Below are 961 nucleotides of genomic sequence, written 5' to 3'. Positions count from 1 at the left end.
CCAGCCGGCCCGCCGCCGAGGAGGTCGCCGCCAGGATCAGGGCCGCCGGCGGCTCCGCCATCGTGCTCCAGGCCGATGTGCGCTCGGTGGAGGCCTGCACCCGGCTGGTGAACGAGGCACATGCCGCGCTCGGCGGGCTGGACGTGCTGGTGAACAATGCCGGCGGCGTGGTGAAGCGCCACCCTCTCCGCGACATCGACGACGCGCTCTACGACGACATCACCCAGCTCAACGCGCGCTCGGTCTTCGCCTGCTCGCGCGCGGCGATCCCGCTGATGGATGCGGGCGGTGGAGGCTGCATCATTACCACCACCTCGCTCGCGGCGCGCAACGGCGGCGGCAGCAGATCCACGCTCTACGCGGCCTCCAAGGCCTTCGTCTCCAACTTCACGCGCGGGCTGGCCAAGGAGGTCGCGCGGGACGGCATCCGCGTGAACGCCGTCGCGCCCGGCGTGATCGGCAAGCCGGACAAGGCGAAGACAACCCCGGCGCACCAGCTGGAGGCCTCGATCAAGCTCACGCCCATGCGGCGGATCGGCACGGTCGACGAATGCGTCGGCGCCTATCTTTTCCTCGCCTCCAGCGAGATGGCGGGGTTCATCACGGGCCAGGTCATCGAGGTGAATGGCGGGCTGCAGATGCCCTGAGCCAGCACGAGGAACGGGAGGAACAGAGATGAACGAGAACATCCTGCGACGGGCGCTGCTGCGGACCCTAGGTGCTGCGCCGCTGGCGATCGGCGCCGCCCGCGCGCAGCTTCCCTATCCCGATCGCGCCATCCGCGTGGTGGTACCCTATGCGGCCGGCGGCGGCACCGACGTCACGGCCCGCGCCGCGACGCAGCGACTAACCGTCGAGCTGGGCCAGCAGATGCCGGTGGACAACCGCACCGGCGCCAACACGGCCATCGCCGCCGAATACGTCGCGCGCGCCCGGCCCGACGGCTACACGCTCTTCGTCT

At 70.7% G+C, this 961-nt stretch carries 2 protein-coding genes; both read left to right on the top strand.

Going from position 1 to position 961, the window contains the following annotated elements; genetic code table 11:
- Positions 1–647, top strand: a 647-nt coding sequence (locus AC1DWF_RS32735; protein ID WP_476842678.1) for an SDR family NAD(P)-dependent oxidoreductase, incomplete at its 5' end; no start/stop codon positions are given.
- A 28-nt stretch (positions 648–675) separates the two neighbouring features.
- A partial coding sequence (locus AC1DWF_RS32730; RefSeq protein WP_476842677.1) for a Bug family tripartite tricarboxylate transporter substrate binding protein occupies positions 676–961 on the top strand: 286 nt, incomplete at its 3' end.

It is taken from the genome of Aminobacter sp. P4_D5 (assembly GCF_056401815.1).
Note: the sequence above shows the minus strand (reverse complement) of the source record. Positions and strands in the feature narration are given on the sequence as shown.